This window comes from Pulveribacter sp., assembly GCF_032079985.1.
Taxonomy (GTDB): domain Bacteria; phylum Pseudomonadota; class Gammaproteobacteria; order Burkholderiales; family Burkholderiaceae_C; genus Melaminivora.
Map to the genome: position 1 here is coordinate 288,242 of NZ_DAMATK010000001.1, position 23,717 is coordinate 311,958.

Below are 23,717 nucleotides of genomic sequence, written 5' to 3' on the forward strand. Positions count from 1 at the left end.
TCATTCGGCGCTACCTAAACAATAGCTGCCAGCGCTTGCTGCATAAGGCCTAGAGGCCAAAATGACCCTTATTTCTCCCGCCGCCCCGCACGCCGTCGCCGCCCTGCGCGACACGCGGCTGGCGCGCTCGGCCAAGCCGTTTCTCGCCCGCGGCGGCTCGCGCCGCGTGCACTGCGCCGGCTGCCGCCTGGTGATCAGCCACTGCACCTGCGCCCTGCGCCGGCGCCAAGCCACCCACGCCGGCGTGTGCCTGCTGATGCATGACATCGAGCCGCTCAAGCCCAGCAACACCGGCTGGCTGGTGGCCGACGTGGTGGCCGATACCTGGGCCTTCGGCTGGGCCCGCACCGAGGCCGACCCGGCCCTCATCGCCCTGCTGCAGGACCCGCGCTGGCAGCCCTGCGTGGTCTTCCCCGCCCAGGGGCTGGCGCCCGGCCGCCCGGTGCTGGATGGCGACGCGCCGTTCGACGCGGCGGGCGCCATGCCGCCGGGGCGCCGCCCGCTCTTCGTGCTGCTGGACGCCACCTGGGCCGAGGCGGCCAAGATGTTCCGCAAGAGCCCGTACCTCGACCGTTTCCCCGTGCTCAGCCTGCAGAGCGACGAGCCCTCGCGCTACGGCCTGCGCCATGCCGCCCAGGACGGCCACTGGTGCACCAGCGAGGTCGCCGCCCGCTGCCTGCAGCTGGCCGGCGACACGCACGCCGCCGCCGTGCTGCAGGCCTGGCTGGACGTGTTCAGCGAGCGCTACCAGCTGGCCCGCCAGCAGCGCCCCGCCCAGCCCGACAGCCCCGCGCACCAGCGGCTGGCCGCCCTGGCCCATGCGGCCCCTGCCTCCCATCTGCCTTCCACGCCATGACCACACCCATCCATTCCACGCGCCGCGCTGCCCTGGCCTGGGCCGGCAGCACCGCCGCCGCCCTGGCCGCCCTGTGCGTGCTGCCCGGCTGCGCCAGCGCCGCCACGCCGCGCTACACCATCAGCGCGCGCGAGCTGCAGCAGGCGCTGGCCACGCGCTTTCCGCGCCGCTACCCGCTGGGTGGCGTGTTCGAGGTCGAGCTGCAGGCCCCCGCCCTCAAGCTGCTGCCCGAGCGCAACCTGCTGAACGCCGTGATAGACCTGCAGGCCGTGGGCCTGCTGCTGCAGGGGAAAGCGCCCAGCGGCGTGCTGGACGTGGACTTCGGCCTGCGCTACGAGGCATCGGACCGCACCATCCGTGCCGACCGGCTGCAGATCAACGCCCTGCGTCTGCAGGGCCTGCCGCCGGCGCTGGGGCAGAACCTGACGCGCTACGGCGTGCCCCTGGCCGAGCAGGCGCTGCAGGACGTGGTGCTGCACCAGCTGCGCCCCAAGGACCTGGCCCTGGCCGACACCCTGGGCGTGCAGCCGGGCGCCATCCGCGTCACGCCCGCGGGCCTGGTGGTGGACCTGGCCAACCGCCCCAGCGGGCGCTGACGGTTTTGCTGCGCTTTTCATAGCTGCTTGCGCAGCAGGGACGGGCGTTACAGGCATTTTTGCTTGTAACTTGTGCGCGCTTGGCAGCCGTCCTACGTCAGGACAAAGCCGCTGCTGTTACAAATCCGGCATTCCCCTGTTCCGCTGCGCCGCGCAGCGCTGCACCATGAATCCCATGCCGACACCGGACACGCAACGCTCCCCCGCCTTCCCCGCCATGCTGCCGCCCGACGCCGTGGTCGTCGTCACCGGCGCCTCCAGCGGCATCGGCCACGCCACGGCCCTGGCCTTTGCCAAGCGCGGCGCGCGGCTGGTGCTGGCCTCGCGCAACCCGGACACCCTGGCCCCCGTGGCCCTGGCCTGCTGCAGCGTCGGCGGGCAGGCCATCGGCATCCCCACGGACGTGACCAACCCCGCCGCCGTGCAGGCGCTGGCGGACAAGGCCGTGCGCCACTTCGGTCGCATCGACGTGTGGGTGAACGCCGTCGGCGTGGGGGCCATCGGCCGCTTCGATGACGTACCGCTTGCGGCCCACCGCCGCGTGATCGAGGCCAACCTGCTGGGCCACCTGCACGGCGCGCACGCCGCGCTGGCGCGCTTTCGCCAGCAGCGCCACGGGCGGCTGATCAACATGGTGTCGGTCGGCGGCTGGCTGCCCACGCCGTATGCCGCGGCCTATGCGGCCAGCAAGTCCGGCGTGCGCGCGCTGTCCGAATCGCTGCGCGCCGAGGTGGCCGACCTGCCGCTGGTGCATGTGTGCGACGTGGCGCCCACCTTCGTCGACTCGCCCGGCCTGTCGCACGGCGCCAACTACACCGGCCGGCGCATCGACCCGCCCCTGCCCATGGTCGATCCGCACGCCGTGGCCCAGGCCATCGTGCAGCTGGCCGATGCCCCGCGCCCGCGCGCCGTCACCTTCATGGGCACCGGCACCCTGGCCGGGCGCATGGCGCACGCCGTGGCACCCGGCGCCGTGGGGCGGCTGATGCGCTGGGCCAGCGACTTCGGGCTGCGCCGCGCCCGGCCGGCGCCGCTGTCCGAGGGCAACCTGTTCCGCCCCTCGCTGCAGACCTCGGTGGAGGGCGGGCGCCGCCACCGCCATGCCGATGCCCTGGGCACGGCCGCCACCGTCACCGCGCTGGGCGCTCTGGGCCTGGCCGCGGGCTGGTGGCTGGGCCGGCGCCGGCGCTGATCCGGCGCTGTTCCGGCGGCCGGAGCGGGTGCTGCACTGCAGGGGCGGAGGACTTTCTCCTACAGGGCGGGGCGGGGCGGTTTCCTAGCATGGGGTGATTCCGCCCCGTGTTTTTCCTCCCCCTCTGCCTGAACGCCATGCTCACTGCACAACCTTCTGCCGCCCGCGCCGCCCGCATGCCCGAGGGCACAGACGCCGCCATTCCCACCCCCGCGAACGCCCCCAGCGCACATGCCACCCGCACGTTCACGCTGTATGCCTACCGCGGCCGGCTGTGCGCCAGCAACGTGCGCGGCAAGCTCATCGACCTGGGTTCGCTGGCCGAGCGCAGCGGCAGCGGCTGGGCCTTCGAGCTGGACGGCGAGGGCAGCCTGGGCGCCTGCGGCTACGCCAGCGCCGAGCAGGCCCTGACCGCCGCGGCCGAGAGCATGACCTTTCTGTTCCTGGACGGGCAGTTCACCGCCCAGCGCGATTTGTCGGACGTGCCCCGGCCCGATCTGCCGCACGCGCCCCAGGTGGTGGTGGCGCTGGACCCGCGCGGCATCGCCAGCCCGGTGCTGGCCCCGGCCGCCTGATGCGCCGGGGGCGCTGGGCCACAATGCCGCCTTTGCCGCCCACCCACGCATACCCGCCATGAACATCGACAAAGACACCGCCGTCACCCTGAACTACACGCTGACCGACGCCGCCACCGGCAAGACGCTGGACAGCGGCCACGTCGCCTATCTGCACGGCGGCTACGACAACATCTTCGCCAAGGTGGAGGCGGCCCTGCAGGGCCAGGCCGTGGGCCACGCGGCCACGGTCGACCTGGCCGTGGAGGACGCCTTCGGCACGCGCGACGAGTCGCTGGTGCGCACCATCCCCAAGAGCGAATTTCCGCCCGGCGTGAAGGTCGGCGGCCAGCTGCAGGGCCCCGGCCCGGACGGCCAGCCCATGGTTTTTCACGTCGCCAAGATCAAGGGCCCCGAAGTGCACCTGGACGGCAACCATCCCCTGGCCGGCAAGGCCCTGCGCTTTGCCTGCAAGGTGACCGAGGTGCGCGCCTCCACTCCCGAGGAAATCGCCCACCGCCACGTGCACGGCGGCCACGGCCACCACCACTGAGCCGCGCCGCGCGGCTCGCAGGACGAAAACGCAATGCGCACGCTACTAAAAAAGTAGCTGCTGGCGCTTGCTGGGTAAGCGTTTAAGCCATATTCGGCTCTAAGTCCTCGGCCGGGCGCGGCACGCCGCATGCCGCCCGGCTAGGGCGCGAACTGCTCCGCCAGGAAGTCCACCACCGCCCGCACGCGCGGCGCCAGCGAGCGCCCGCGCGGGTAGAGCAGATAAAAGCGGTCGTCCTCGGTGCGCTCCTGGTACTGGGTGAGCAGCGGCACCAGCGTCCCCGCTTCCAGGTCCCCCGCGATGTGAAAGCGCGCCAACCGCACCACGCCCAGGCCCTGCAGCGCGAAGCTGCGCAGCAGCTCGCCCTGGTCCGCACCGATGTAGTTGGGGATGTCGATGGTCTTGAGCCCGCCGTCCTCGTGGAAGGTCCAGCGGTTCCACTGCGTGCGGATGGTGAAGTTCAGGCAGCGGTGGCGCAGCAGATCCTCGGGCTGCTGCGGCGTGCCGGCGCGCTGCAGGTAAGCGGGCGCGGCGGCGATGACCCAGGGCCGCAGCATCAGCGGGCGGCCGATCAGCGTCTGCTCCGTGGGCCGGCCGCTATGGATGGCCACGTCCAGCCCCTGGCGGATGAAGTCGCCGCGCTGGGTGCCCAGCACGAAGTCCAGGTGCAGGCGCGGGTGCTTGTCCAGCAGCAGCGGCAGGCGCGGCGCCACCAGGTACTTGGCCGTGGTCAGCGCGGTGTGGATGCGCACCGTGCCGGAGATCTCGGCATCGGCCACGCGCACGCCGGCCTCGGCCTCCTCCATGGCCTGCACCACCTGCTCGCCCGCCGCGCGAAAGCGCTCGCCCTCCTGCGTCAGGCGGATGGCCCCGGCCACGCGCTCGAACAGCCGCACGCCCAGGCGCGCCTCCATGCGGGCGATGAGCTTGCTGACCGTGGAGGGCGACAGGTGCAGCCTGCGGCCCGCGCCGGAAAAGCTGCCTTCCTCCACCACGCGCAGGAACACCTGCAGCTCGCCAAACTTGTCCATGGCACCCCTGTGAATCTGTTTCACATGCGCTTTGCCGGCACATGCGTTGTCTGCCCGAGCGCCACTCTACAGAATGCCCCGCAGCACTATGAATGGAGACAACGCCAATGGCTGACAACAAGCTGCTGCGCATCGGCTCGGGCGCCGCCTGGTGGGGCGACCGCGTGGAGCCGGCGCAGCTCAACGCCGAGCGCGGCGACCTGGACTACCTGTGCTTCGAGACCATGGCCGAGGCCACCGTGTCGGCGGCGCAGGTGCGGGCGCGGCGCGACCCGTCTTTCCCCGGCTACGACACCTACCTGGACGACCGCATGCGCGCCGTGCTGCCCGCCTGCATGCGCCGGGGCACGCGCATCGTCTCCAACCAGGGCTGGATCAACCCGCAGGGCGCCGCCCGGCGCATCGTGGAGTTGCTGCGCGAGCTGGGCATCACCGGCGTGAAGGTGGCGGCCGTGGGCGGCAGCCTGATCACCGACCGCGTGCTGCAGCTGGCCCCCACCATCCTGGAGACCGGCGCTCCCACCGCCACCCTGCAGGACACGCTGATCTCCGCCGAGGCCTACCTGGGCGCCGAGCCCATCGTGCAAGCGCTGCGCGAGGGCGCGCAGATCGTGGTGACGGGCCGCGTGGCCGACCCGTCGCTGTTCCTCGCGCCCATGATGTACGAGTTCGGCTGGGACGCGCTGGACCACGAGAAGATCGGCGCCGGCAGCGGCATCGGCCACCTGATGGAGTGCGGTGCGCAGGTCACGGGCGGCTATTTTTCCGACCCCGGCCTGAAGGACGTGCCCGAGCCGTGGAACTTCGCCTTCCCCATCGCCGAGGTGGACGCGCAGGGCACTGTGACGCTGTCCAAGGTGGCGGGCACGGGCGGCGCCATCACCGCGCAGACCGTCAAGGAGCAGATGCTCTACGAGGTGCACGACCCGGCCAACTACCTTACGCCCGACGTGGTGGTGGACTTCACCCGCGCGCGCATCGAGCTGCTGGGCCCCGACCGCGTGCGCGTCACCGGCCTCACCGGCAAGCCGCGCACGCCGACGCTGAAGGTATCCATGGGCTGCACCGAGGGCTTCATCGGCGAGGACATGTTCTTCTACGCCGGCCCCGGGGCGCTGCGCCGCGCGCAGCTGGCCAAAAAGATACTGGAAGAGCGCTTCAAGATCGTGAAGCTCGACGCCGAGGAGGTGCGCATCGACTTCTTGGGTCTCAACGCCATCCACGGCGCGGCCACGCCGCCCGACGCACCCGAGCCCTACGAGGTGGCCGTGCGTGTGGCTGCCCGCACCCGCACCCGCGAGGAGGCCGCCAAGGTCGGCCGCGAGGTGGACGGCATGGCCGTCTCCGGCATCGGCCACACCGGCAAGCGCGTGCCGCACCAGGAGCGCACGCGCGAGGTCATCGGCGTGTGGTCCTCGCTGGTACCGCGCGAGCACGTCGCGCCGCACATCGACTACTTCACCAGCTGACCCAGGAGCAACCCATGAAGGCACGACTGGAACAGGTGGCCCACACGCGCTCGGGCGACAAGGGCAACACCTCCAACATCGCCGTGTTCGCCTACGAACCGGCGCTGTACCCGCTGCTCAGGGAGCAGCTCACCGCCGAGCGCTTCAAGGCCTTCCACCGCGAGGCCATCACCGGCGAGGTGCTGCGCTACGAGGCCGAGAACCTGCACGCGCTGAACTTCGTCGCCCACGGCGCCCTGGGCGGCGGCGTCTCGCGCAGCCTGTCGCTGGACAACTACGGCAAGGCGCTGTCGGCGGCCATCCTCGGCTTCGAGCTGGACGTGCCGCCAGAGCTGGCGCCGCTGCTGCGCGAGCGCACCCCGGCCTGACACCCATTACGACAACTAAAGGAGACAAACCCCATGACGCGACGCACCACCCTGCGCACCCTGGCCGCCCTGGCCCTGGCGGCCTGCGCCCCGCTGGCCCAGGCCCAGAACTACCCCACCAAACCGGTACGCATCGTCGTGCCCTACCCGGCGGGCGGCACCACGGACATCATCGCGCGCATCGCCGCGGCGCAGCTGGCCGACCGGCTCAAGCAGCCCTTCGTGGTGGAAAACCGCGCCGGCGCCAGCGGCGCCATCGGTTCGGTGGCGGTGTCGCAGGCCGCGCCCGACGGCTACACGCTGGTCATGGGCACGGCCAGCTCGCACGGCATCAACTCGGCGCTGCAAAAGAATCTGCCCTACGATGCGGTGAAGGACTTCGCCCCCGTCACCGTGGTCGCCAGCACGCCCAACATCGTCGTGGTGCACCCCAGCGTGCCCGCCAAGACGCTAGGCGAGCTGCTGGCGCTGGCCAAGGCCAAGCCGGGGACGATCAACTTCGGCTCCACCAGCCCAGGCGGCTCGCCGCACATGAGTGCCGAGCTGCTCAAGATGATGGCCGGCGTGGACATGACGCACGTGCCCTACAAGGGCGCCGCGCCCATGCTCACGGACCTGATCGGCGGGCAGATCCAGGTCGGCTTCGACAACCTGCCGTCGACCATCGGCTTCGTGCGCAGTGGCAAGGTGCGGGCGCTGGCCGTGACCACGCCGCAGCGCTGGCCGGGTGCGAGCGACATTCCCACGGTGGCCGAAAGCGGTGTGCCCGGCTACGAGGTCTCCGGCTGGTTCGGCCTGCTGGCACCCGCCGGCACACCCAAGGCGGTGCTGGACACGCTGCAGTCCGCCGTGGCGCAGGCCGTGCAGCAGCCCGAGGTGGCCAAGCAGCTGCGCGACCTGGGCGCCGAGCCGGTGGCCAACAAGCCCGAGGCCTTCGCCCGCGACATCGCGGCCGACGTGGACAAGTGGCGCAAGGTGGTCCAGGCCACCGGCGTGAAGCTGGAGTGAGACCGCGGGGCCCGGCGCTGGCCGGGCCCAGGGCGTGGCGCTGTGCAAACGCCCGCCCGCTGGTGCGGCCGCCGCCTGCCGCCGCCATGCATGCAGGCAGTTCACTGCAAAAAAAGTGAGCTGCTGGCGCTTGCTGGACAAGCGTTTGAGCCTGATTTGATGCATAAACGATGCCGGGCCCGCAAAGACGTGATAATTGCGAATCTTTCTCAATCGTCTTTGCATCATGAGATTCCGCACCTCTTGCCCCCCGCTGCAGCCCCTCGCGGCCGCCATGGGCCTGGCCCTTGCTGCCGCCGGCGCCCAGGCCCAGGCCCCGGAGGGCGCGCCCGCCTTGGCCGCCGTGACCGTGGAGGCCAGCGCCGACGCCTCGGCCCAGGGCCTGTCCAAGCCCTACGCCGGCGGGCAGGTGGCGCGCGGCGCGCGCGTGGGCGTACTGGGCACGCAGGACATGATGGACACGCCGTTCTCCGCCACCAGCTACACCAGCGGGCTGATCCAGGACCAGCAGGCCAGGAGCGTGGGCGACGTGCTGCTCAACGACGCCGGCGTGCGCCAGGCGCGGGGTTTTGGCAACTTCCAGCAGACGTATTTCGTGCGCGGCTTCACGCTGTATTCGGACGACGTGGCCTACAACGGCCTGTACGGCCTGGTGCCGCGCCAGTACATGGCCACCGAGTTCGTCGAGCGCGTGGAGGTGTTTCGCGGCGCGAATGCGTTCCTGAGCGGCTCGGGTGCGGGCAGCGTCAGCGGCGGCGGCCTGGGCGGCCTTATCAACGTGGTGCCCAAGCGCGCCAGCAACGAGCCGCTCAGCCGCGTGGCCGTGGGCGCGGCCAGCGGCGGTCAGCTGTATGCGGCCACCGACCTGTCGCGCCGCTTCGGGCCGGACAACGCCACGGGCGTGCGCCTGAACCTGGCGCGGCGCAGCGGCGACACGGGCGTGGACGGCGAAGACACGCGCACCACCGTGGGCGCGCTGGGCCTGGACTGGCGCAGCAGCCGCACGCGCCTGTCGGCGGATCTGGGCTGGCAGGAGCATCGGCTGAGCGCGCCCCGGCCCGCCGTCACGCCCACGGCCGGGCTGCCGATGCCGGCCGCGCCCGATGCCCGGGCCAACTACGCCCAGCCCTGGACGCACTCCGACAGCCGCGACCTGTTCGGCACCGTGCGCGGCGAGTTCGATTTCAATGACCAGTGGACGGGCTGGGCGGCCCTGGGCATGCGCCGCGGCAAGGAAGACAACGTCCTGTCGGGCCTGACGATCGCCAGCGGCACGGGCGACGCCACACTCAACCGCTTTGACAACACGCGCGAGAACCACATCAAGACCGGCGAGCTGGGCGTGCGTGGCACGTTCCAGACCGGCGCCATCCAGCACACGGCCGTGGCCTCGCTCACGGCTTTTGACTCCAGCGAGCGCAATGCCTGGGGCTACAACTACGCCACCGGCCAGACCAACAACCTCTACCACCCCGTGGCGCTGACCCCGCCGCCGCTGACCGGCTTTGGCGGTACGCTGGGCAGCCCGCGCGAGACCGAGCGCATCCAGACCCGCAGCCTGGCCCTGGCCGACACCATGGCCTTCCTGGACGAGCGCCTGCTGCTCACGCTCGGCCTGCGCCACCAGACCATCCAGGTGGACGGCTTCGATGCCACCAGCGGCGCCAGTTCCGGCAGCTACGACAAGAGCCGCGTGACGCCGGTGGCGGGCGTGGTGTTCAAGCTGCGTCCCGAGGTGTCGGTGTACGCCAACTACATCGAGGGGCTGTCCAAGGGCGGTTCCGCCCCGGCGGCCAGCGGCGGGCAGCCCGTCGCCAACGCCGGCGAGGTGTTCGCGCCCTACGTCACGCGCCAGAAGGAGGTGGGCCTGAAGTACGACGGCAGCAGCATCGGCGCCAGCGCCGCCTTCTTCACCACCGACATGCCCAGCGCCTATGTGGTGAACAACGTCTACGGCGTGTTCGGCAAGCAGCGCAACCGCGGGCTGGAGTTCAACGTCTTCGGCGAGCCCGCCAGGGGCCTGCGCGTGCTCGGCGGTCTGACGCTGCTGGACGCTGAATACCTGACCTCGGCGGGCGGCGCCTTCGACGGCCATCGCGTGGTGGGTGTGCCGCGCAGCCAGGCCAACCTGGGCGCCGAATGGGATGTGCCGGGCGTGAGCGGCCTGGCGCTGAACGCCCGCGTGCTCTACACCGGGGCCCAGTACGCCAACGCGGCCAACACCCTGCGCGCGCCCAGCTGGACGCGGCTGGACCTGGGCGCGCGCTATCTGCTGGACGTGGGCGGAAAACTGGTCACGCTGAACGCGCGCGTGGACAACGTGGCCAACCGCGGCTACTGGGCCTCGGTGGGCGGCTACAGCACCTATGGCTACCTGGTGCAGGGCGGCCCGCGCACGTTCTCGCTCACGGCCAGCGTCGACTTCTGATGCGTGCCTTCTGGACGGTCGTGCACCGCTGGGCAGGGCTCACCGTGGCCCTGTTCCTCATCGTCGCCGGGCTCACCGGCGCGGTGATCTCGTGGGACCACGAGATCGACGAGTGGCTGAACGCGGACATCATGCACACCCCGGGCCGCGGCCCGCTGCAGGACCCGCTCGTGCTCGCCGCCGCCGTGGAGGCGGACGACCCGCGCGCCGAGGTGAGCTACATGACACTGGGGCTGGAGGAGGGCCACGCCGCCTCCTTCCTGGTGCGCCCGCGCACCGACCCGGCCACCGGCGCCAAGTTCGCGCTGGGCTACAACACCGTCTACGTCGATCCCGTCACGGCCCGCATCACCGGCCACCGCGACTCGCGCAGCATCGCGCTCAGCAAGCGCAACCTCATGCCCTGGCTGCGCCACCTGCACGAAAGCCTGCACATGCCGGCCTTCTGGGGAAGCGACCGCTGGGGCTTCCGGCTCATGGGCGTCGTGGCATTGGTGTGGCTGCTGGACAGTTTCGTGGCGCTGTACCTCACCTTTCCGCCGCGCCAGGCCGTGCGTTCGGTCCGCACCTGGGCCAGCCGCTGGCGCCCGTCGTGGCTGCTGCGCTGGCGCGCGGGCGGCTACAAGCTCAATTTCGACCTGCACCGCGCGGGCGGGCTGTGGGTCTGGGGCGTGATCATCGTGGTGTCGTTCACCTCGTTCTCGCTCAACCTCTACCGCGAGGTGTTCTACCCGGTGATGAGCACGATCTCGACGACCACGCCCGGCCCCTACGAAACCCTCAAGCCGGCGCCGCTGGGCACCTTCATCCAGCCGCGCATCGGCTTTGCCGACGCCATCGCCATCGCCCGGCACGAGGGCGAGCGCCTGGGCTTCGCGCACCCGCCCGGCGGCATCTGGTACGGCGGCGACTTCCCGTTCTACAACGTCTCGTTCTTCGACCCCGGCAACGAGATGGGCGCCCTGGGCATGGGCCTGTCCAACATCTACGTCAGCTCCGACACGGGCGAGGTGCTGGGCACGCACCGGCCCTGGCACGGCACCGCCGCCGACGTGTTCGTACAGCTGCAGCTGCCGCTGCACTCCGGCCGCATACTGGGCCTGCCGGGTCGCATCCTCATGTCGCTCATGGGCCTGGCGGTGGTCATGCTCACCATCACCGGCATCGTGATCTGGGAGCGCAAGCGCCGGGCGCGCCGGCTGGAGCGGCCCGCCGCCCGCGGCCTGGCGCGCCTGCAGGCGCGGCGCTAGTGCCGGCGCAGCAGCGCCTGGCGCAGCAGGCGCGAGGCGCGGTCGCGGATGTGCAGCGGGCTGTGCCCCGGGTGGCGCGGGCGTGAGCGGTACTGCTCGCAGGCGGCCAGGAAGTCCTGCAGGATGGGCGTGTCGTCCATCACGGCACCGCTCTTGGCGCGGAATTCCGGGTGCCACTGGGTGGCAGCGATGTAGCCGCGCCCCTGGTGCGGGCTGCGCCGGATGGCCTCGGGCACGCAGTCGGGCCAGCTCCAGGCCTCGATCTCGAAACCCGGGGCCAGCTGCTTGATGCCCTGGTGGTGGATGCTGTTGACGCGCACCCGCTCCTGGCCCGGGTACAAGCGGGCCAGGCGGCTGCCGGGGACCAGGTCCACGTCGTGGAAGTGCTGGTCGTAGGTGCCGGGGTCGCGGTGGCGCATGGCGCCGGGGTGCTGGGTCTCGATGTCCTGGTACAGCGTGCCGCCGAAGGCCACGTTGATCAGCTGCAGGCCGCGGCAGACGCCGAAGATGGGCTTGCCCTGCTGCTCGAAGGCCTCGACCACGGCCAGGTCGTACAGGTCGCGGATGCGGTCGCCGGTCCAGGCCTCGCGCAGCGGCACCTCGCCGTAGCTGCCCGGCCAGACGTCGGCGCCGCCGTGCATAACCATGCCGTCCAGCCACTCGGCGTAGTGCTTGAGGGTGACGTCGCCGCGTGCCGTCTCGCCGGTGGGGCAGGGCACCATGACCACCAGCGCGCCGGCTGACATGAGCCAATGGGCGATGGACTGCTCGACGTACTGCAGCGTCTTGTTGGTAAACAGCGTCCGCTTGGGGTCCGCGTGCGAAAAGCAGGCCGAAAGGCCGATCTTCAGGCGCTGCTGAGGCGGGTTCATCATCGGAAAAAATCGTTCCTTCACCACGACGCATTGTGTCCGTTGGGGTGGGCAGGGGCTGTAGGAGCCCGCCAGCAGCCCTTGGGAGGCTTGAGCGCAATCAAGCCCGAGCGCCGCGCGGCTGGGGCATGATGGTTGCAAGCCCGGCGCCAGGAGCGCCGACATCCTCACACCCTGTTTACGAGCAAAGGAGAAACACCATGCAGGTGCAGGTTCGCACGGACGACAACATTCAGGGCGGCGAGTCGCTGATCGATTGGGCGCAGCAGGAAGCCCTGTCCAAGCTGGCCCGTTTTCGGGAATACCTCACGCGGGTCGAGGTCTACTTGTCCGACACCAATGCCGGCAAGGGCGGCAGCGCCGACAAGCGCTGCATCATCGAAGCGCGCCCGGCCAACCACCAGCCGCTGAGTGCGCAGGCCGATGCCGCCACGGTGAGCGAAGCCTTCCACGCCGCGATGGACAAGCTCGTCCGCGTGGTGGGCGACGATCAGGACCGCCACCGCGCCAAGCAGGGCCACGAGACCATCCGCACGCCGGACGGTCGACCCGCAGGCACCTGAGCCACGGCGGCGCCCGCGCCTATCCAAAAGGCCGCCCATGCTGGCGGCCTTTTTCATGGCGGGGTGGGTGCTAGAAGCTGCTGCCCGGCTGCTGCAAAAAGGCCAGCTCCTCGGCCGTGCTGTCGCGGCCCAGGGTGGCGTTGCGGTGCGGGTAGCGGCCGAAGCGCTCGATGATCTCGGCGTGCCGCCGGGCGAAGTCCAGATTCTCCGCCCGCCCCAGGGCGCCGAACAGGCGCAGCGACTCGCGCTGCACGGCCCGCGACTCGCTGTGCATGTAGGGCATGTACAGAAACGAGCGCTGCTCCGGCGTCAGCGGCCGGTCCAGCCCGGCGGCCACGGCCTCCTGCGCCAGGACCAGCGCCATGCCGTCGTGCGCGAAGGCGTTGGGGCTGCCCCGCCACAGGTTGCGCGAGAACTGGTCCAGCACGATGACCTCGGCCAGCCGGCCCTCGGGCGTGGCGCGCCACGCCCACAGCTCGCCCTGCGCGGCGCTGGCCTGCAGGGCGCCGAAGCGCTCGCGGATCTCGGCGTCGAAGGCGTCGTCGCGGGCGAAGCGGCGCGTGGGCGGGGTCTCGTCGAACCAGAAATGCAGCACGTTCTCAGGGGACATGGCGGTGGCGCGCCGGTGCGGCGCGTGAAAGAAAGAAGGTGGACAAGAAAAGGCCGGCCGCACAGGGCGGCCGGCCGTGGGGCAGGTCGGGCCGTTAGCGCCCGCGCAGCCGGCCCTGCTCGTCGGCGATCACGATCTCCACGCGGCGGTTCATGGCCCGGCCCTCGGCCGAGCCATTGTCGGCCACCGGGTAGGACTTGCCGTAGCCGCGCGCCGTGATGCGGCTGGGCTCCACGCCGCGCTGCACCAGGGCGGCCTGCACCGACTGGGCGCGGCGCTGCGACAGCTCCATGTTGTAGGCGTCGCCGCCCACGCTGTCGGTATAGCCCTCGATCAGCAGCCGCCGGTCGGGGAACTGGCGCAGAAAGCCTGCCAGCTTGTCCAGGCGCGGCCCGGCCTGGGGCGTCAGCTCGGCCTTGTTGAAGGCGAACAGCACGTCGCCCAGCGTGACCAGCAGGCCGCGCTCGGTCTGCTGACCCTCGATGTCGCGCAGCTGCGCTTCCAGCTGCTGCACGCGCTCCTGGGCACTGCGGGCGGCGGCCTGCTGCTGGGCGGCGCGCTGCTCGGCGCTCATGGCCTGCTGCTGGGCGACCTGGGCGTTGCGCGCCTGGGCGGCGGCCTGCTGGCGCGCGGCCTCGGCCTCGCGGGTGCGGGCCTGCAGGCGCAGGCGGTCGGCCTCGCTGCCCACGTCCTTGATGTTGGCTTCGGCCTTGCGGGCGCGTGCCGTGTTCACAGCCGTATCGGCCTGCTGCGTGGCCAGGTAGGCCAGGTGGTTGGCCTCGGCAGCGTCGTGGTCGTCGCGCCAGACCTTGTCGGCGCGTGCCAGCGTGTCGGCTGCGGTGCGGGCCTCCAGCTGGGCGTACTGGCCCACATCAGGGTCGGCGACGGTGCGGTTGACGGTGGTGCGGGCCTGCTCGACCGATTCGAGCGGCGCGCGCGAGGCGCAGGCGGCCAGGGTGCCGGCGGCGATCAGGGCAGCGGCCAGGCTGCCGAGGCGATGGAGCGTAGAGGGCATGGGGGCGTTCCTTCAACAAACAGGACGGTAAGACGGATCGGGGCGAGCGCTTTGCCGGTGCGGCTTAGCGTGCGGGCGCGGGCGTCGTCGTGATGGTGGTGGTCGTCGTGGTGCCAGCCGGGGCGGGCGTCGGTACAGGAACCGGCACCGGCACGGCCACCGGCGTGGCCGAGGTGCGCGCGCGGTAGTCGATCTCGCGCTGCAGCGAGCGGATGCTGCCCTGCACCTCCTGCAGCGTGCGGGCGTTGTCCACCGCCTCGGCCTTGGACTCGGCCAGGCGCGCCTCGGCCTCGGCCTCGGTGGCCAGGCGGCGGGCTTCCTTGTAGTCCTTGTTGGACATGGCGCGCTCGGCCTGCAGCCACTTGTCACGGGCGCGCTGCATCTCCACGGGGGCGTTGGCCGCCACCTCGGGCATGGCCGTCACGCGCTCGACGGCGGCGCGGCCGACGGCCATCTCCTCGGTGGGCTTGGGGGTGGACGAGCACGCGGCCAAGGCACCCAGTGCCAGTGCGGCCGAAGCCGTTCGCAAAAGGGAGGAAGTAGTGGGCATGGGGAAGACTCCAACGGGGTTGAATCACAAGCCGCACGCCACGGGGGCGGGGCACGGATGTGCCGGTGGGCGCAGAGCGTGGATGCTGCCGCGCCATGGCACCGTTGAAGAAAATTATGGAAACCCGCCCGCCGGATGCCCCGTAGGCACAGCGCAGCAGCGGGCGTGGGCCAAGTCCGACTGGGAATGCAGGCCAAAACAGCCTCCAGCGCTTTCTGGACAAGCGCCAGCAGCTATTGATTGAATAGCGAAAAGTGAAGGGGAATGCAGCCGGCAGAGGCCCGGGCCTAGGGGCCGCGCAGCACCGGGTGCGGGTTGATCGCGTCGCCCTTCCACCACGCCTTGTCAGCCGGCAGGCGGGCGATGGCGAAGTGCAGGTGCGGCGCCTGCGCGCTGGCGTTGCCGCTGCTGCCCACATAGCCGATAACCTGGCCGCGGCGCACCTGCTGGCCCTCGCGCAGGCCGTCGGCGTAGCGCTCCAGGTGCGCGTAGTAGTAGCTGTATTGCTCGCAGGGGTCGAACTGGTAGATGGTGATGCCGCCGGGCTTGCTCAGGAACAGCTTGGCGATGCGCCCGTCCTCCACGGCCAGCACCGGCGTGCCGGCGGGCGCCAGGATGTCGATGGCGTCGTGCCGACGGCCCTGGCTGCGCGCCTGGCTGAAGGTGTCGGCCAGGTCCTGGGGCTGCACGCCCTGCACCGGCAGCGTGAGCCGGCGCAGCGCCAGGGCGGCGGTGTCTTGCGGCAGGGGATGGTCTGCCGGCGTGGCCAGGGCCGGCGCCGCCGGGGCGCTGCCGGCCGGCGCGCACTGGCCCGCATGGGCGGGCAGCAGCGGCGCGGCGGCTGCCAGCAGGGTGAGGGCGAGGGCGGTGCGCCGACGGTCCCGCACCACGGTTTTCAGGCCTTCACCTCGACCTGGGCGCCCACCTTGATGACCCGGGCCAGGCGCTCGGCGTCCCAGTTGGTCAGGTGGATGCAGCCGTTGCTCTCCGAATGCCCGACCTTGGCCGGGTCCGGCGTGCCGTGGATGCCCCAGTGCGGCTTGGTCAGGCCCAGCCAGATGGTGCCCACGGGGTTGTTGGGCCCGGGCGGCAGCTCGGCCTTTTGCGCATCCTTGGGGGCCGTCTTGAGCAGTTGGGGGTCGAAGGTGAAGCTGGGGTTCTCGGCCGCGTTCTTGATGGCCATGCGGCCCAGCGGCAGCGGGTCGTTGGCCTCGTTGCCGATGCTGATGGGAAAGCCGGCCGCGGGCTGGCCGTCCTGGTCCAGCACGAACAGCACGCGCTCGCCCTTGTCGATCTCGATGCGCTGCGCCAGGCGCGTGGGCGCCTTGGCTTCGCGCACATTGGGCACCACGATCTCGCTGCCGGCGGCGATCTTCGCGTCCGGGTTCAGGCGCTTCAGGTACTGCGGGCTGACGTGGAAGCGCTCGCCCAGCATCTCCTCAACCGACTCGTAGGGCAGGGCCTTGAGCCGGGCACGCTCGGCCACGTCGGCGGGCGTGGCCTCGAAGGGGCCGGCGGCGTCCTGCTCGGTGACGGTGTAGCGCGTGAGCAGCGGCGCGTCGCTGGCCTGGCGCAGGGCCTGCCAGGTGGCCTCGTCGATGCGGCCGCTGCTCTTCAGGCCGTGGGCGCGCTGGAAGGCGGCCACCATGCGCTGCATGTTCTTGCCAAACTGGCCGTCGATCTCGCCGGGCGAGAACCACGCGCGGTCCAGCAGGATCTGCGCGCGTGCCACGGCGGCCGAGCGCGCGCCCTGCGCCAGCGCCGGCGTGTCGCTGGCGGCATTGAAGGTGTCGAAGTCCAGTGCGGCGGCGCCGTCGCGCGCCGCACGGGCCCAGGCCGGGGGCGCCACCCCGATGGCGATGGCGGAGGCAAGCAGGAAGCGGCGGGAAAGCGTCATGGCGGGGCAGGGATGGAAGGCAAAAAAGATGCCCCGCAGTGTCGCCACTCGGCCGCGCCCGGGCTGTAGGAAACGCCTGCGCCGCGCCGTCCGCTGCGGCGCCAACGAAAACGCGCCCCGAAGGGCGCGTTGCGGGCAGCGGGCTGCCGGGGTGCCGGTGGGCGCGGCTTACTTGGAAGCCATCACGCGCACCATCTCCAGGCACTTGTTGGAGTAGCCCCACTCGTTGTCGTACCAGGACACGATCTTCACGAAGGTCTTGTCCAGGGCGATGCCGGCGTCGGCGTCGAACACCGAGGTGCAGGTCTCGCCACGGAAGTCGGTGGCCACCACCTTGTCCTCGGTGTAGCCCAGGATGCCCTTCAGGGCGCCCTGCGACTGGGCCTTCATCTCGGCCTTGATCTCGTCGTACGACGCGTCCTTTTCCAGCTCCACCGTCAGGTCGACCACCGACACGTCGGAGGTCGGCACGCGGAAGGACATGCCCGTGAGCTTGCCCTTGAGCGCGGGCAGCACCACGCCCACGGCCTTGGCCGCGCCGGTGCTGCTGGGGATGATGTTCTCCAGGATGCCGCGGCCGCCGCGCCAGTCCTTGTTGCTCGGGCCGTCCACGGTCTTTTGCGTGGCGGTAGCGGCATGCACGGTGGTCATCAGGCCGCGCTTGATGCCCCACTTGTCATGCAGCACCTTGGCCACGGGGGCCAGGCAGTTGGTGGTGCAGGAGGCGTTGGAGATGACGGTCTGGCCGGCGTATTCCTTGTCGTTCACGCCGAAGACGAACATCGGCGTGTCGTCCTTGGAGGGGGCCGACAGCAGCACCTTCTTGGCGCCGGCGGCCAGGTGCTTGTCGGCGCTGGCCTTGTCCAGGAACAGGCCGGTGGACTCGATGACGATGTCGGCGCCGACCTCGTTCCACTTCAGGTTGGCCGGGTCGCGCTCCTGCGTCAGGCGGATCTTCTTGCCGTTGACGACGAGCGTGTTGCCCTCGACCGAGACCTCGCCCTTGAAGCGGCCGTGCACGCTGTCGTACTGGAGCATGTAGGCCAGGTAGTCCGGCTCCAGCAGATCGTTGATGGCAACGACCTCGATGTCGGAGAAGTTCTGCACGGCAGAGCGCAGCACGTTGCGCCCGATGCGGCCGAAGCCGTTGATACCGATCTTGATCGTCATGGCAATGAAGCTCCTGGAGTTGCGAAATGCGAAAAGTGAAAGGACTTACTTGCGGCGGCGCAGCGCGGCTTGCACCGTGTCGGCCACGTTCTCGGGCGTGAAGCCGAAGTGCTTGAACAGCACCGGCGCCGGGGCCGATTCGCCGAAGGTGTCGATGCCCACGACGGCGGCGCAGCCGTACTTCCACCAGAAGTCGGTCACGCCCATCTCCACGGCGACGCGCGGCAGGCCCTCGGGCAGCACCAGGCGCTTGTAGCGCACGTCTTCGCGGTCGAAGGTGGTGGTGCTGGGCATGGAGACCACGCGCACGGCGATCTTGCGCTCGGCCAGCAGCTTCTGCGCGGCCAGGGCCAGCTGCACCTCGGAGCCGGTGGCGATGATCACGGCCTGGGCCTTCTTGCGCAGGCCCGCGTCCTGCGGTTCGGCAAGGATGTAGGCGCCGCGCGAGATGTCGCCCAGGTCGCGCTTGGGCGCGTAGGCCAGGTTCTGGCGCGACAGGGCCAGCACGGTGGGCTTGTCGCGGTTGGACAGGGCCACGCTCCAGGCCACGGCGGTCTCGGCCGTGTCCGCTGGGCGCCAGACGTCCAGGTTCGGAATCAGGCGCAGGCTGGCGACGTGCTCGATCGACTGGTGCGTGGGGCCGTCCTCGCCCAGGCCGATGGAGTCGTGCGTGAACACGTGCACCACGCGCAGCTTCATCAGCGCGGCCATGCGGATGGCGTTGCGGCTGTAGTCGCTGAAGGTGAGGAAGGTGCCGCCGTAAGGGATGAAGCCGCCATGCAGGGCGATGCCGTTCATGATGGCGGCCATGCCGAACTCGCGCACGCCGTAGTTGATGTGGCGCCCGCCGACGTGCACGGTCTGCTCGCCCACGGCCACTTCCACCTGCATCACCTCGCCGGCATCGTCGAAGCGCAGCGCCGGCGTGCTCTTGGTGTTGGTCAGGTTGGAGCCGGTGAGGTCGGCGCTGCCGCCCAGCAGTTCGGGCAGGCTGGCGGTGAAGGCCTCCAGCGCCAGCTGGCTGGCCTTGCGGCTGGCGACGGTCTGCGCGGCGGTGTGCGCACCCACCACCAGGTCCACGGCGGCCTGGGCGAAGTGCTTGGGCAGGTCGCCGGCCATGCGGCGCGTGAACTCGGCGGCCAGCTCGGGGTGCGCGGCGGCGTAGGCGTCAAAGCGCTGCTGCCAGTCGGCCTGCGCCTGCGCGCCCGCGTCCCGGGCGCTCCAGTCGGCGTACACCTCGGCGGGGATGTCAAAGGGCTGGTGGCTCCAGCCGATGGCGTTGCGCGTGAGAGTGATCTCGTCGGCGCCCAGCGGCTCGCCGTGCGCCTTGGCGGTGTTCGCGCGGTTGGGCGAGCCGCGGCCGATGGCCGTCTTGCAGACGATGAAGCTGGGCTTGTCGGTGCTGTTCTTGGCCAGGGCGATGGCCTCCTGCACGGCCTCGGCGTCGTGCCCGTCCACCGGGCCGATCACGTTCCAGCCGCAGGCGCGCAGCCGCGCGGGCGTGTCGTCCACGAACCAGGGCGCCACCTGGCCGTCGATGCTGATGCCGTTGTCGTCGTACAGGGCGATCAGCTTGTTCAGCTTCCACGCGCCGGCCAGCGACAGCGCCTCCTGGCTGATGCCCTCCATCAGGCAGCCGTCGCCCAGGAAGACGTAGGTGTGGTGGTCCACCACCGTGTGGCCGTCGCGGTTGAATTCCTTGGCCAGCAGCTTTTCGGCCAGGGCAAAGCCCACGGCGTTGGTGATGCCCTGGCCCAGCGGGCCGGTGGTGGTCTCCACGCCGGGGGTGATGCCGTGCTCGGGGTGGCCGGCGGTCCGGCTGTGCAGCTGGCGGAAGTTCTTCAGCTCTTCGATGGGCAGGTCGTAGCCCGTCAGGTGCAGCACCGCGTACAGCAGCATCGAGGCATGGCCATTGGACAGCACGAAGCGGTCGCGGTCGGCCCACAGCGGGTTGGCCGGGTTGTGCTTGAGGTGCCGGCCCCACAGCGCGACGGCCATGTCGGCCATGCCCATGGGGGCGCCGGGGTGGCCGGAGTTGGCCTGTTGAACGGCATCCATTGCGAGTGCGCGGATCGCATTCGCCATCTGTTGAGAGTTGGCCATGTCGGCGGGCCCCTGGCGGGCGCTTGAGTTGGTGCAAACCCGTGATTTTACGGGGCAGGTGCGCACAGGCCGCTGCTGAGGTTTAGCGCGCTTGGCTCACGACGCGGACCGCCGGCACAAGATCGGCTGCGGTGCGGTCCCTTTCGCCACCGACAGCAGCGCTACCCGCGCAGCGAGCAGGAGCCTGAGCCGGGCCAGCTCTCGGACTATGTTCCCGGCGGCGCCGGGAAGACCACCACCGGGCCCTGTGGCGCCTGGCCCGGCGGCAGATAGGGCGGCGCGGCGTCCCCCTGCGGGCCCAGCCAGCGGATGAGCTGGTAGACAGCCCGCAGGTCTTGCGCGCTCATCGCCCGCAGCGCCGGCCAGGGCATGGGCGGACGCATGGGCTGGTGCTGCGCCATGGCCAGCCATTGCGGCTCGTTCATGCCCGCCACCAGCCGGCGCAGGTTGGTGGCGTAGGTCGTGCCCCAGGGGCCGCGGTAGCCGAGCGTGTCGCCGGTGAGCCATTCCTTCTCGGGCACCTTGCCGCCGGAGGCGCCGTAGCCCGGCGTATGGCAGTCGTTGCAGCCGCCGATGGTGACGAGGTAGCGGCCGCGCTCGATCTGCGCAGTTGTCGACGGTGGCGCGCACAGGCCGGCCAGCGGCGCGGCCAGGGCGCAGGCGCCCAGCAGGGTGTGCAGGAAAGAGGTGGATGGTTTCATGGTGTTTTCGGCCTCCGGTGCTTGCCAGTCAAGCGCCGGCAGCTCTCATTTCGATAGTTCAAGCGAAGCGGCGCGCGCGCAGTCCTGCCAGCAGCATCAAAGCGGCGAGCGCCAGCACGCCCCAATCCGACAGCGTGGGAATGCCCTGTACACCGCCGGGCCCGCCCCCGCCGCCGGGCGCAGGCGCGGGCGTCACGCCGCCCGTGGGCGGTGCCGAGGCGCTGCCGCCAGCGTTGTTGGCGGTGACGGTGAATGTGTAGGCGGTGCCATTGGTCAGCCCCGTCACGGTGCAACTGGTGGCCGGCGCCTGCACGGTGCAGCTGGCACCGCCGGGCTGGGCCGTGACGGTGTAGCTGGTGGGCGGCGTGCCGCCGGCAGGCGCCTGCCACGACACGGTGATCTGCGCGTTGCCGGGCGTGGCCGTCACGCCCGTGGGGGCGTTCGGTGCGCCCGCCGCCAGCACGCGGACCGGCACCGCGTCGGACGCCATGCCGCTCACGTACACCGTGGCGCGGTACGGGCCGGGGGCCGTGCCCGGCGGCAGCGGGTGGGTGGTCACCAGGGTTTGCCCGCCGCTTGGCACGGCGCGGGCGATCGGCAGCCACACCACGGCGCCATCGCCCTCGCCTTGCAGGCGCACCAGCGGCAGGCGCGTGGCCGACTGCTGGGTGGCGCCGCCGCTGGCTTCGCTGGCGCCGACGAGGCGCAGGCCCGACAGCTCCAGTGCCTCTGAGGGAGCCACCGGGGTGGACGACGACGTGATGCGGGGGCCGTGGGCATTGCCTGCGGCGCTCGCTCGGCCATACAGCAGCGCGGGGGCTGAGTGGCTGTTCAGCCCGCCCGCCACCAGCACGCGCCCGTTGGCCAGCAGCGTGGCGGTGTGGTTGCCGCGCCCTTGCGGCATGGTGCCTGCCGGCTGCCAGGTACCTGACTCGGGGTCGTACACCTCGGCGCTGCTCAGGTTGGCGCCGTTGTAGCCGCCCCCGGTGACCAGCACCCGCCCGTCAGGCAGCAAGGTGGCGGTGTGCAAGTTGCGCGCCTGTTGCAGGCTGGCGGCGCTGTGCCAGGCGTTCGTGGCCGGGTCGTAGATCTCGGCGCTGGCGAGGTAGCCCGCGCCACCGGCATGCCCGCCGGCGACCAGCACGCGCCCGTCGGCCAGCAGCGTGGCGCTGTGCTGGTTGCGCGCCTCTTGCATGGCGGGGCCGGCTGTCCAGGTGGCGGTGGCGGGGTTGTAGAACTCCACCGAGGCGGTGCCCTGGCTGGTCAGGGCGTTGCCCCCGGCCACCATCACCCGCCCGTCGGCCAGCAGCGTGGCCGTATGGCCGTAGCGCGGCATGAGCAGGGCGCCGGCCGCGCGCCAGGCGTTCGCGGCGGGGTCGTAGAGTTCGGCTTGCGCCACGTTGCCGCTGTTGGTGCCACCGGCCACGAGCACGCTGCCGCTGGGCAGCAAGGTCGCAGTGTGCGCCCAGCGCCCGTGCGCCAGGTCGGGCGCGGCGCTCCACTGCAGGGTGGCGCTGTCGTACAGCTCGGCACTGGCAGGCACCGAGGAGCCTCCGGCGACCAGCACGCGGCCATCGGCCAGCAGGGTCTGGCTGTGATAACTGCGCGCCCGCGCCATCGGCGCCGCGCCTTGCCACTGGCCCGTCCCGGCGTCGTAGCGCAGGGTGGAATTTCCAGGCGCGGCAGAGCCGCCGCTGGCGACCAGGCCGCCGGTCACGAGCACCGAGCCGTCGCGCAACAGCGTGGCGCGGTGGTCCTGGCGCAGCGCGGGCAGCGCGCCCGTGACCTCGGGCACTAGCGCATCGGCCGAGAACCGCTCGGCGCTGGCCAGTGGCCCGGGGGTGCCGTCGCCGCCCGCCACCAGCACCTCGCCCGTGTGCAGCAGCAGCGCGCCGGAGCGGGTGCGCGCCTGCGCCATGGGCGGCAGGCTGCTGGCGTTGCAGGTGCCAGGGTCGACGACTTCGCTGGCGGCCAGCGGCGTATTGCCCGCTTCGCCGCCCATGAGCAGCACTCGGCCGCCCGGCAGCAGCGCCGCCGCGTGCCGCTCGCGGGCGGCTTGCAGCACGGCGCAGGCGCTCCAGGTGTTGCTGGCGGGGTCGTACAACTGCGTCGTGCCCACCGCGACGTTGCCGCTGCCCCGGCCGCCTGCGACCAGCACGCGGCCGTCGGGCAGCAGCGTGGCGGTGTGGTCCAGGCGCGGGCCGTCGGGCAGCGGAGCGGCGACGGTCCAGGTGGCGTCTGTGGGGTTCCAGACCAGGACGGCAGCGTCGGCGCTGATGCCGTTGTCCAGCCCTCCCACGAGCAGGACGCGGCCTGTGGCCAGCAGCGTGGCGGTGTGCTGGCGCTTGCCCATGCCGGGCATGGAGCCGGCGCTTGCCCAGGTGCGCGTGGCGGGGTCGTAGATTTCCGCGGACCGCAGCGCTTCCTGTCCGGCAGTGCCCTGCCCGCCTGCCACCAGCACGCGCCCGTCGTGCAGCAGCGTGGCGGTGTGCCGGCTGCGGCGCAGGTTCATCGCTTCGGCGGGGGTGACGGTGCCGGTGCGCGGGTCGAACGTGGCGGCGGCGCTGGTCGATGCGCTGCCGGTATGGCCGCCCGCGAGCAGCACGGTGCCGTTGGCCAGCGGCGTGGCGGTGTGGTCGGCGCGCGGGCCGGGCAGGGCCGGCCCGCCGCTCCAGCGGCCCGTGGCCGGGTCGTAGAGCTGCGTGGTGGCCAGCGGGGTGCCCCCGCTTCGCCCGCCTGCGACGAGCACGCGGCCGTCGCCCAGTTGCGTGGTGGTATGGCTGGCGCGTTCGCCGCCAAAACTGCCAGCGGCGCGCCAGCCGTCAGCCTGCGCGGTGGTGGCCACGCCCAGACACAGCACGGCGGCGTGCAGTGCGTGCCGGGCCATGGCATTCCAGAGGGAGGAGGACATGAAGGATTTCCGTTTGCTAT

At 71.4% G+C, this 23,717-nt stretch carries 22 protein-coding genes; 11 read left to right on the top strand and 11 right to left on the bottom strand.

Annotated elements, in window-relative coordinates; genetic code table 11:
* The first annotated feature begins 61 nt into the window (after window positions 1–61).
* From RT282_RS01385 to RT282_RS01405, 5 genes are all read left to right on the top strand, one after another.
* Window positions 62–856 carry a DTW domain-containing protein gene (locus RT282_RS01385; RefSeq protein ID WP_313311321.1) on the top strand — a complete coding sequence of 265 codons (795 nt, stop codon included), beginning with the start codon at window positions 62–64 and terminating at the stop codon, window positions 854–856.
* Entirely contained in the window at window positions 853–1,452 is a 600-nt protein-coding gene (locus RT282_RS01390; RefSeq protein WP_313311323.1) for a DUF1439 domain-containing protein, read from the top strand. The genes RT282_RS01385 and RT282_RS01390 overlap by 4 nt, the downstream gene beginning before the upstream one ends.
* 175 nt (window positions 1,453–1,627) lie before the next feature.
* Entirely contained in the window at window positions 1,628–2,644 is a 1,017-nt protein-coding gene (locus tag RT282_RS01395) for an SDR family oxidoreductase (RefSeq protein WP_313311325.1), read from the top strand.
* Window positions 2,645–2,781: 137 nt separating this feature from the next.
* On the top strand, window positions 2,782–3,219 hold the full coding sequence (locus RT282_RS01400; protein WP_313311329.1) for a hypothetical protein: 438 nt from the start codon (window positions 2,782–2,784) through the stop codon (window positions 3,217–3,219).
* A gap of 58 nt (window positions 3,220–3,277) precedes the next feature.
* Window positions 3,278–3,751: a peptidylprolyl isomerase gene (locus RT282_RS01405; RefSeq protein WP_313311331.1), complete on the top strand. Its 474-nt coding sequence runs from the start codon at window positions 3,278–3,280 to the stop codon at window positions 3,749–3,751.
* A gap of 140 nt (window positions 3,752–3,891) precedes the next feature.
* Here the strand turns inward: RT282_RS01405 and RT282_RS01410 are convergent, their stop codons facing one another.
* The gene (locus RT282_RS01410; protein ID WP_313311334.1) at window positions 3,892–4,782 is read right to left on the bottom strand and encodes a LysR family transcriptional regulator; all 891 of its coding nucleotides are present in this window, start codon (window positions 4,780–4,782) and stop codon (window positions 3,892–3,894) included.
* Window positions 4,783–4,889: 107 nt separating this feature from the next.
* Here RT282_RS01410 and RT282_RS01415 point away from each other — a divergent pair, with 107 nt between their 5' ends.
* The 5 genes from RT282_RS01415 (at window position 4,890) to RT282_RS01435 (ending at window position 11,305) form a co-directional block, all read left to right on the top strand.
* Entirely contained in the window at window positions 4,890–6,251 is a 1,362-nt protein-coding gene (locus RT282_RS01415; protein WP_313311337.1) for an acyclic terpene utilization AtuA family protein, read from the top strand.
* A gap of 14 nt (window positions 6,252–6,265) precedes the next feature.
* A complete protein-coding gene (locus RT282_RS01420) occupies window positions 6,266–6,619 on the top strand; it encodes a hypothetical protein (RefSeq protein ID WP_312756538.1) in 354 nt (117 codons plus the stop codon).
* A gap of 33 nt (window positions 6,620–6,652) precedes the next feature.
* A complete protein-coding gene (locus tag RT282_RS01425; protein WP_313311338.1) occupies window positions 6,653–7,627 on the top strand; it encodes a tripartite tricarboxylate transporter substrate binding protein in 975 nt (324 codons plus the stop codon).
* A 226-nt stretch (window positions 7,628–7,853) separates the two neighbouring features.
* Entirely contained in the window at window positions 7,854–10,055 is a 2,202-nt protein-coding gene (locus tag RT282_RS01430; protein WP_313311339.1) for a TonB-dependent siderophore receptor, read from the top strand.
* Window positions 10,055–11,305 (top strand): PepSY-associated TM helix domain-containing protein, encoded by a 1,251-nt coding sequence (locus tag RT282_RS01435; protein WP_313311341.1) that lies wholly within the window; start codon window positions 10,055–10,057, stop codon window positions 11,303–11,305. The genes RT282_RS01430 and RT282_RS01435 overlap by 1 nt, the downstream gene beginning before the upstream one ends.
* Here the strand turns inward: RT282_RS01435 and RT282_RS01440 are convergent.
* Window positions 11,302–12,180: a type 1 glutamine amidotransferase gene (locus tag RT282_RS01440; RefSeq protein WP_313311342.1), complete on the bottom strand. Its 879-nt coding sequence runs from the start codon at window positions 12,178–12,180 to the stop codon at window positions 11,302–11,304. The two genes, RT282_RS01435 and RT282_RS01440, sit on opposite strands and share 4 nt — an antisense overlap.
* A 197-nt stretch (window positions 12,181–12,377) precedes the next feature.
* Here RT282_RS01440 and RT282_RS01445 point away from each other — a divergent pair, with 197 nt between their 5' ends.
* The gene (locus RT282_RS01445) at window positions 12,378–12,740 is read left to right on the top strand and encodes an HPF/RaiA family ribosome-associated protein (RefSeq protein WP_313311343.1); all 363 of its coding nucleotides are present in this window, start codon (window positions 12,378–12,380) and stop codon (window positions 12,738–12,740) included.
* A gap of 70 nt (window positions 12,741–12,810) precedes the next feature.
* Here RT282_RS01445 and RT282_RS01450 read toward each other — a convergent pair whose 3' ends face one another.
* From RT282_RS01450 to RT282_RS01490, 9 genes are all read right to left on the bottom strand, one after another.
* The gene (locus RT282_RS01450; RefSeq protein ID WP_313311345.1) at window positions 12,811–13,350 is read right to left on the bottom strand and encodes a DUF924 family protein; all 540 of its coding nucleotides are present in this window, start codon (window positions 13,348–13,350) and stop codon (window positions 12,811–12,813) included.
* Window positions 13,351–13,444: 94 nt separating this feature from the next.
* On the bottom strand, window positions 13,445–14,365 hold the full coding sequence (locus tag RT282_RS01455; RefSeq protein WP_313079017.1) for an OmpA family protein: 921 nt from the start codon (window positions 14,363–14,365) through the stop codon (window positions 13,445–13,447).
* Window positions 14,366–14,429: 64 nt separating this feature from the next.
* Window positions 14,430–14,915 carry a DUF4398 domain-containing protein gene (locus tag RT282_RS01460; RefSeq protein WP_312756551.1) on the bottom strand — a complete coding sequence of 162 codons (486 nt, stop codon included), beginning with the start codon at window positions 14,913–14,915 and terminating at the stop codon, window positions 14,430–14,432.
* 287 nt (window positions 14,916–15,202) lie between these two features.
* Window positions 15,203–15,805 (bottom strand): M23 family metallopeptidase, encoded by a 603-nt coding sequence (locus RT282_RS01465; protein WP_313311346.1) that lies wholly within the window; start codon window positions 15,803–15,805, stop codon window positions 15,203–15,205.
* A 5-nt stretch (window positions 15,806–15,810) separates the two neighbouring features.
* Window positions 15,811–16,812 carry a L,D-transpeptidase gene (locus RT282_RS01470; RefSeq protein ID WP_313311348.1) on the bottom strand — a complete coding sequence of 334 codons (1,002 nt, stop codon included), beginning with the start codon at window positions 16,810–16,812 and terminating at the stop codon, window positions 15,811–15,813.
* A gap of 168 nt (window positions 16,813–16,980) precedes the next feature.
* Window positions 16,981–17,982, bottom strand: a complete 1,002-nt coding sequence (gene gap, locus RT282_RS01475; protein ID WP_313311349.1) for a type I glyceraldehyde-3-phosphate dehydrogenase — start codon at window positions 17,980–17,982, stop codon at window positions 16,981–16,983.
* 45 nt (window positions 17,983–18,027) lie between these two features.
* Window positions 18,028–20,085: a transketolase gene (gene tkt / locus RT282_RS01480; RefSeq protein WP_313311351.1), complete on the bottom strand. Its 2,058-nt coding sequence runs from the start codon at window positions 20,083–20,085 to the stop codon at window positions 18,028–18,030.
* A gap of 206 nt (window positions 20,086–20,291) precedes the next feature.
* Window positions 20,292–20,786: a cytochrome C gene (locus tag RT282_RS01485; RefSeq protein ID WP_313311353.1), complete on the bottom strand. Its 495-nt coding sequence runs from the start codon at window positions 20,784–20,786 to the stop codon at window positions 20,292–20,294.
* A gap of 58 nt (window positions 20,787–20,844) precedes the next feature.
* Window positions 20,845–23,697, bottom strand: coding sequence for an IPTL-CTERM sorting domain-containing protein (locus RT282_RS01490; RefSeq protein ID WP_313311355.1), 2,853 nt, complete (start codon window positions 23,695–23,697; stop codon window positions 20,845–20,847).
* Window positions 23,698–23,717: the final 20 nt, after the last annotated feature.